At 72.5% G+C, this 7,072-nt stretch carries 7 protein-coding genes; 5 read left to right on the top strand and 2 right to left on the bottom strand.

Going from position 1 to position 7,072, the window contains the following annotated elements; all coding sequences use genetic code 11:
• The first annotated feature begins 131 nt into the window (after positions 1 to 131).
• The 3 genes from MHY30_RS09520 to MHY30_RS09510 all read left to right on the top strand — a co-directional run bounded on the left by MHY30_RS09520 (position 132) and on the right by MHY30_RS09510 (position 2,660).
• Positions 132 to 1,337, top strand: coding sequence for an LLM class flavin-dependent oxidoreductase (locus tag MHY30_RS09520; RefSeq protein ID WP_239276666.1), 1,206 nt, complete (start codon positions 132 to 134; stop codon positions 1,335 to 1,337).
• A gap of 1 nt (position 1,338) precedes the next feature.
• Positions 1,339 to 1,983 carry a CE1759 family FMN reductase gene (locus tag MHY30_RS09515; protein WP_239276662.1) on the top strand — a complete coding sequence of 215 codons (645 nt, stop codon included), beginning with the start codon at positions 1,339 to 1,341 and terminating at the stop codon, positions 1,981 to 1,983.
• Between the two features lie 74 nt (positions 1,984 to 2,057).
• Entirely contained in the window at positions 2,058 to 2,660 is a 603-nt protein-coding gene (locus tag MHY30_RS09510; RefSeq protein WP_239276661.1) for a bifunctional 2-polyprenyl-6-hydroxyphenol methylase/3-demethylubiquinol 3-O-methyltransferase UbiG, read from the top strand.
• 32 nt (positions 2,661 to 2,692) lie between these two features.
• Here the strand turns inward: MHY30_RS09510 and MHY30_RS09505 are convergent, their stop codons facing one another.
• Positions 2,693 to 3,472, bottom strand: a complete 780-nt coding sequence (locus tag MHY30_RS09505; protein ID WP_239276659.1) for a DNA/RNA non-specific endonuclease — start codon at positions 3,470 to 3,472, stop codon at positions 2,693 to 2,695.
• Positions 3,473 to 3,518: 46 nt separating this feature from the next.
• Between MHY30_RS09505 and MHY30_RS09500 the strand changes: the two genes are divergently transcribed.
• Complete coding sequence (locus MHY30_RS09500) at positions 3,519 to 4,280, top strand: fructosamine kinase family protein (protein ID WP_239276658.1); 762 nt, start codon at positions 3,519 to 3,521, stop codon at positions 4,278 to 4,280.
• A gap of 66 nt (positions 4,281 to 4,346) precedes the next feature.
• Here MHY30_RS09500 and MHY30_RS09495 read toward each other — a convergent pair whose 3' ends face one another.
• On the bottom strand, positions 4,347 to 4,964 hold the full coding sequence (locus MHY30_RS09495) for a DedA family protein (RefSeq protein WP_239276656.1): 618 nt from the start codon (positions 4,962 to 4,964) through the stop codon (positions 4,347 to 4,349).
• 133 nt (positions 4,965 to 5,097) lie between these two features.
• On the opposite strand from MHY30_RS09495, the gene MHY30_RS09490 reads away from it, so the two are divergent.
• Complete coding sequence (locus MHY30_RS09490) at positions 5,098 to 7,062, top strand: glycosyltransferase (protein WP_239276655.1); 1,965 nt, start codon at positions 5,098 to 5,100, stop codon at positions 7,060 to 7,062.
• Positions 7,063 to 7,072 lie beyond the last annotated feature (10 nt).

Raw genomic sequence — 7,072 nt, 5'->3', positions numbered from 1 at the left:
GGGGCTACGGGGGGAAGAATCGGATGCCGATGGGGTAGGGAATAGATCGCGCGGCCGAACGTTCTCCTAGGTATATTCAGGTGCATAGAAACAGGAGGGGCATCGTGAACGAGACGAACAACTGGCCCGGGATGCAGTTCGGTGTCATGACGGTGAGCGACATCACCCAGGACCCGACCACCGGCAAGACCCCGAGCGAAGCCCAGCGCATTAAGGACACGCTCACGATCGCGAAGCACACCGAAGAGGTGGGTCTCGACGTCTTCGCTCTCGGCGAGCACCACAACCCGCCGTTCTGGTCGTCGTCGCCCACCACCACACTCGCGTACATCGCCGCCCAGACCGAGCGGCTTATCCTCACGACGTCCACGACCCTCATCACCACGAACGACCCGGTCAAGATCGCCGAAGACTTCGCGATGCTGCAGCACGTGTCGGGCGGACGCGCCGACCTCATGCTCGGCCGCGGCAACACCGGTCCCGTCTACCCGTGGTTCGGCAAGGACATCCGCCAGGGGCTGCCGCTGACCATCGAGAACTACGACCTTCTGCACAAGCTGTGGCGCGAGGACGTCGTCGACTGGGAGGGGAAGTTCCGCACGCCCCTCCAGGGCTTCACCTCGACTCCGCGGCCGCTGGACGGTGTTCCGCCGTTCGTGTGGCACGGTTCCATCCGCACCCCCGAGATCGCCGAGCAGGCGGCGTACTACGGCAACGGCTTCTTCGCCAACAACATCTTCTGGCCCAAGGAGCACTACCAGCGCCTCATCACGCTGTACCGCGAGCGCTTCGCCCACTACGGCCACGGCACGCCCCAGCAGGCGATCGTCGGGCTCGGCGGCCAGGTGTTCATGCGGGCCAACTCGCAGGACGCGGTGCGCGAGTTCCGTCCCTACTTCGACAACGCTCCGGTCTACGGCCACGGCCCGAGCCTCGAGGACTTCAGTGAGATGACCCCGCTGACCGTCGGCTCGCCGCAGCAGATCATCGACCGGTACGCCGCCATGCGCGAGACGTTCGGCGACTACCAGCGTCAGCTGTTCCTCATCGACCACGCGGGACTCCCGACCAAGACGGTGCTCGAGCAGCTCGACATCCTCGGTGGCGAAGTCGTGCCGGTGCTCCGCAAGGAGCTGCAGAAGAACCGTCCGGCCGAGGTGCCCGACGCCCCGACGCACGCGAACCTCGTCGAGAAGATCTACGCCGGCGCCGCTCCGCGCCAGGCCGTGCCCGGCGCGAACCGCGGCGACAACATGGTTGCGGGAAGCCCCTACCAGGACGCCCCGGCGAAGGCCGGCAGCGCCTTCGGCGCGGCCGCGACGCGCGTGGGGGCCTGACATGGCCGCCCGCCGTATCGCGGTCGTGACCGCGGGACTGTCCACCCCCTCCTCGACGCGGATGCTCGGTGACCGGTTGGCGCACGCCGCGCTGGCGGAGCTGCGCGAACGCGGGATCGAGGCCACCAGCGACGTCTTCGAGCTGCGCGACTACGCCCACGAACTGACCGACAACCTGTTGACGGGGTTCGCGCCGCCCGCTCTCGAGCAGATGATCAACACCGTGGTCTCGTCCGACGGTGTCATCGCGGTGACGCCGATCTTCTCGACCAGCTACTCGGGACTGTTCAAGTCGTTCATCGACGTGCTCGACCCGCAGGCCCTCAGCGGTACCCCGGTGCTCATCGGGGCGAACGCGGGGACTGCGCGCCACTCGCTCGCGATCGACTACGCCATCCGGCCGTTGTTCACCTACCTGCACGCCAATCCCGTGCCGACCGGGGTGTTCGCGGCATCCAGCGACTGGGGAGCCAACGCCGACGAGGTCGCCCCGCTCGGTGCGCGTGTCGACCGCGCCGCGCGGGAGTTCGCCGATGCGATCGCCGCGCGAGAACCGGTGCAGGATGCCGACCCGTACGACCCGTCGTCCTACCTCGGCGCCGGGAAGTCGTTCGGCCACCTGCTCGGCGGCCTGTCGGGCGAGTGATCCGCACAAAGCCCCGCCCTCCTCAGGAGGGCGGGGCTTCGTGCCGCCCGGGCCGCCGGCTCTAGGGTGAGGGCATGGATGCCGCGCAGTGGGACGAGCGATACCGCGCCTCCGCGGGCGGGGTGTGGGCGAGCCAGCCGCCCGCCGTGGTCCGCGACATCGCGCGGGCGCTTCGTCCGGGCACGGCGGTGGACGTCGCCACGGGCGACGGGCGCACGGCCCGCTGGCTGGCGGAGCGCGGTTGGGCCGTCACCGGCGTCGACTTCTCGGCGGAGGCGCTGGCCATCGCCGCGGCTCGAAGCGGCGGTGACGCCGTGTCGTGGGTGCGCGCCGACGTGCACGACTGGAAGCCGGCGGCATCCGCCGATCTCGTCGTCGCGTGCTACCTCCACCTTCCGGACAACGCGTCGGCCATCGCCCGTATCTCCGAGTGGGTCGCGGTAGGCGGGACGCTCGTCGTGGTCGGTCACGACGTCGACAACATCGCCGCCGGCGGGCACGGACCGTCCGATCCCGCGATCCTCTTCACGCCGGAGCTCCTCCGCGGGGCACTCGACGAGCGTTTCCGCGTCGAGCGGTGCGAGCGCGTCACTCGCGGCACGGCGGACGCCGAGCTGCGCGAGGGGCACGCCCACCCGGCCGTCGATACGGTGCTGCACGCCGTGCGCGTGCACTGAGCGGACCGGGCGTCGAAACGCCGCCGCGGTGGTCAGAGCACGATGTCGGACGGCGCCCCCACCTCGCGGGCGCCGGTCGCTCGTGCGCCGGCGCGAGCGAGCACGTCGGCGCCGGCGAGGTCTCCCATGTCGATGCGCGCCTCAGCCGCGATCTCTCGAATCGGCACCTGGAACGTGCGGAAGGCGCCGAGCGGGGCCACCGTCAGCCCCTCCCGGGTGTCGACGAGGGCGGTCTGATCGAGCACGAACCCCGCGGCGGCGAGGCCCTCGGGCGAACGCCAGGCCGCGACCTTCCAGAACCGCAAAGGCACTCGGATTCCGCGGTAGGGCGGATCGGCGTCGTCGAGCACGGGCGCCGTGAACACCGCGAGGCGCTGGTCGGTGCTGTCGGCGTAGGCGAGCACGTGGTCCTCGAGCCCGAGCCAGAGCTCTTTCGACTGGTTGAAGCCCGCCGCCTGCGGAGCGGCGTTGGTGTAGAAGAACGTGGCGGCCGTGGCATCCCGAGCCTCCGACACCGTGCCCCATCCGGGATCACGTCGGCGCACCAGGTGGCCCCGGTCGAGGTCGTTGCGGCTGTAGACGTCGGGGCCGGCCTGGGACTCGGGTGCCCGCGGATCGAGCCGCCACTCGCCCGACCGCGGCACGTCGCGCAGGGTCGCCCCGTCGATGACGACCGCCGTGAGAGCGGCGAAGCGCCGCACCGGATCGAGCAGGACCGAGAAGCGCGGGTAATCGAGCCGGATCGTTTCGACCTCGGGTGAGGGCAGGCGCAGGGGGATGCCGAGGAAATCGGGGTCGTAGCCGTCGCTCATGGTCCCATCGTGCCCGCGCCCTCCGACATCGCGACAGACTGGACCGATGGAACGGCTGGTGAAGACACGGCACGACGCGCCCGAGGACTTCTTCGCGGCGGAGGCGGCCGGGCTGCGCTGGCTCGCCGACGCGGGCGGCGCCCGCGTGGTCCAGGTGCTCGAGGCCGGTCCGACGCGCATCGCGCTCGAGCGGATCGAAGCCGTACGTCCGACCGCGGCGGCGGCAGAGGAGTTCGGCGCTGCGCTCGCCGCCACCCACGACGCGGGTGCTGCGGCGTTCGGTGCGCCGCCACCCGGTTGGGCGGGGGACATCTTCATCGGGCGCCGCGCGCAGCCGGCGCGACCCGAGCCGACGTGGGGGCGCTTCTACGCCGCACAGCGCGTGGAGCCCTTCCTCGACCCCGCCGTCGCCGCGGGCAACCTCTCGGACGCCGGGGCGCGGACGGTCCGGCGGGCCTGCGCGCTCATCGCGGCCGGCGCCTTCGATGACGACGACGCACCCGCCCGCCTGCATGGCGACCTGTGGGCGGGGAACGTGCTGTGGTCGGACCGGGGCGTCGTGCTCATCGACCCGGCGGCGCACGGTGGCCACCGCGAAACCGACCTCGCGATGCTCGCGCTGTTCGGCTGCCCGTTCCTCGACCGGATCCTCGCGGCCTATGACCGTCGGCATCCCCTCCGCGCGGGGTGGCAGCAGAGGGTGCCCGTCCACCAGTTGCATCCGCTCGCCGTCCATGCGGCGGGGCACGGGCCGGCGTACGGCGATGAGCTCGAGGATGCCGCCGAACGCACGCTCGCGCTCGGCTGAAGCCCGCCGGGAGCCATCCGCGCTCGCGACATCGACATCGGCGCCCCGGAGGGCCGGTCCCGACGACTACGCCGACCCCTCCCGCGCGGCACGCCGTCGAGCGCGCCGCGCGAGCAGGACGTCGATGCCGACCCCGATCCCGACCGCAACGACGACCGACACGACGACCGCCACCACCGGCCCGCCCGGTACGAGAGCGGCGACGACCGCGCCGATGACCGCCTGATACGTCGCCCACGCCAGGGCCGCGACCGCGGCGATGCCCAGGAAGCGTGGCGGGTGCACGCGGGCGGCGCCGGCGGCGAGGTTCACCGCGAGCCGCGCGAACGGCACGAAGCGCGCGGTGAACAGCACCACCGCGGCGTTGCGTTCCAGCCGTGCACGCGCCCATTCCAGTGCCGCACGGACCCGTGGTCCGCGCATCCATGCCCAGCGTTGCGTTCCCACCGCCCGCCCGACGAGGTAGCAGCACAGGTCGCCGCCGAACGCCGCTGCCCCCGCGACCGCGATGACCGCCGCCAGCGGAGGGGCGCCGTGGGCCACGGCGAGGGCGCCGAAGGCGGTGACGGCCGCCTCTCCCGGAACGACCACGAGGAACGCATCCGCCAGCACCAGGACGGCCATCGCGGGCAGCGCCCACGGGCTCGCCGCGATCGCCTCGAGCCCTGCGTCGATCCCGTCCACCCCGTCACTCTCGGTCGTCGATCGAGACGCGGCGCCCACGCGGTGGTGACGCGACGCGGAGCATCCGGTGAACATCGCGAACGTCGGGCCGTGATCGACACCACGACGTGTCGCGGGGTCCCACCCTGGAGGCGTGAGAGTCGCGCTGCTGGCCGAGTCCTTCCTCCCGCACATGAACGGGGTCACCGGTTCCGTTCTCCATGTCCTGCGCCATCTGGCGGAGGCGGGCCACGAGACGCTCGTGATCGCCCCCAAATCCGGCGACGTCACCGCCGACCTGCACGGCGCCCGCACCGAACTGCTCCGGTCGGTGCCGCTGCCGTCCTACCCCGAGGTCCGCGTGGTGTTCGCGCGCGCGGCACGCCTGGGTGCCCTGCTGCGCGAGTTCCGCCCCGACGTCGTGCACCTGGCATCCCCGTTCGTCCTCGGCTGGCAGGGCCTCGCCGCCGCCGATGCGCTGAAGATCCCCTCCGTCGCGGTCTACCAGACCGATGTCATCGCGTACGCCCAGAAGTACGGACTCCCGCAGGCGACCGCTCTCGTTGCGGGGCACGTCACGCGGCTGCACCGCCGCGCGACGCTCACGCTCGCGCCGTCGTCGGCGTCGATGCGGCAGCTCGAAGGGCTGGGCGTGGACCGCGTGCGCCGGTGGGGCAGGGGAGTGGATGCCATCCGCTTCGCCCCCGAGCACCGCGACGAGGCCTGGCGCGCCGCCGTCGCCCCGTCCGGGGAACGCATCGTGGGATACGTGGGGCGACTCGCCCCCGAGAAGCAGGTCGACGATCTGCGCGCGCTCGCCGACCTCCCGGGCACGCGTCTGGTGATCGTGGGCGACGGACCCTCCCGCCCCGCGCTGGAGCGGGCGATCCCGGATGCCGTCTTCACCGGACACCTCTCAGGGGAGGCGCTGGCGTCGACGATGGCCGGGTTCGACGTGTTCGTCCATCCGGGGGAGAGCGAGACGTTCGGACAGACGATCCAGGAAGCCCTCGCCAGCGGCGTGCCCGTCGTGGCGACGGGCGTCGGCGGGCCGCTGGACCTCGTGCGCTCGAGCGTCGACGGCTGGCTCTACCGTCCGGGTGACCTCGAGGATCTGCGGGCCCGGGTCGCCGACCTCGTCGGCGACGAGTCCAAGCGCCGAGCGTTCGCGCGCGCGGCGCGGGACGCCGTTGCCGGACGCACGTGGGAGGCGCTGACGGGCGACCTGGTGGGGCACTACCGCGAGGCGGCGGCGCTGCGCTCCATGGACGACGGGATGCTGGTGCGTTCGGGAGCGCGCCCCGAAGTGCCCGCCCCCCGGTCGCGCGGTCGTTGGACGCGCTTCGTCGCGCTCGGGGACTCCCTCACCGAGGGGCTGTGCGACGCCTCGCGCATGCCCACCGGGCAATTCCGCGGCTGGGCGGACCGTCTCGCCGAGCTCTTGGCGCACACGAGCGACGAGGGCCCCTTCCGGTACGCGAACTTCGCGGTGCGCAGCCGCCGCGTGCGGCACCTCATCGACGAGCAGATCCCCGCGGCCCTCGCGCTCGAGCCGGATCTCGTGTCGATCCTCATCGGGGCGAATGACCTCGTCGGGCCCGCGCCGGTGATCCCCGCCCTCGTGGCCGAGGTCGAGTCGGCCGTCCGGGCCGTTCGCCGCACCGGTGCCGACGTGCTCCTGGCCACCACGTTCCTGCCCCGACGCGCGGCGGCGCGCATCTTCGCCCGTCGCTTCGCGGCGTACAACGTCGAGCTGCGGCGCATCGCCCGCGCGCACGGCGCGATCCTGCTCGACCTCGAGGCGGTCGCCGAGATCGGCGACCTTCCGCTGTGGGCCGACGACCTCGTCCACCTGCGCTCGCGCGGGCATCGTCTGGTGGCCTACCGCGCCGCGGAGGCCCTCGGGGTGCCGGACGCGGGGGAGCTGTCCGGCCTCGACGAGGCGCTCCACGCCGACGACGACGTGCCGCAGCCCGGCTGGCTCACGCGTGACGCCCTGCCGTGGGTGTGGCGGCGCGTCCGTGGACGGACCGCGGGTGATGGCATCCTTCCCAAGCACACCGGCTACGTCGAGTTGCCCACGCGCGGCGACCGACAGCGGCAGCGCGCCTCGTCGTGATCGCCGGGCG

Source organism: Microbacterium sp. ACRRU, from assembly GCF_022346945.1.
GTDB classification, from domain to species: Bacteria; Actinomycetota; Actinomycetes; order Actinomycetales; family Microbacteriaceae; genus Microbacterium; species Microbacterium mcarthurae.
Note: the sequence above shows the minus strand (reverse complement) of the source record. Positions and strands in the feature narration are given on the sequence as shown.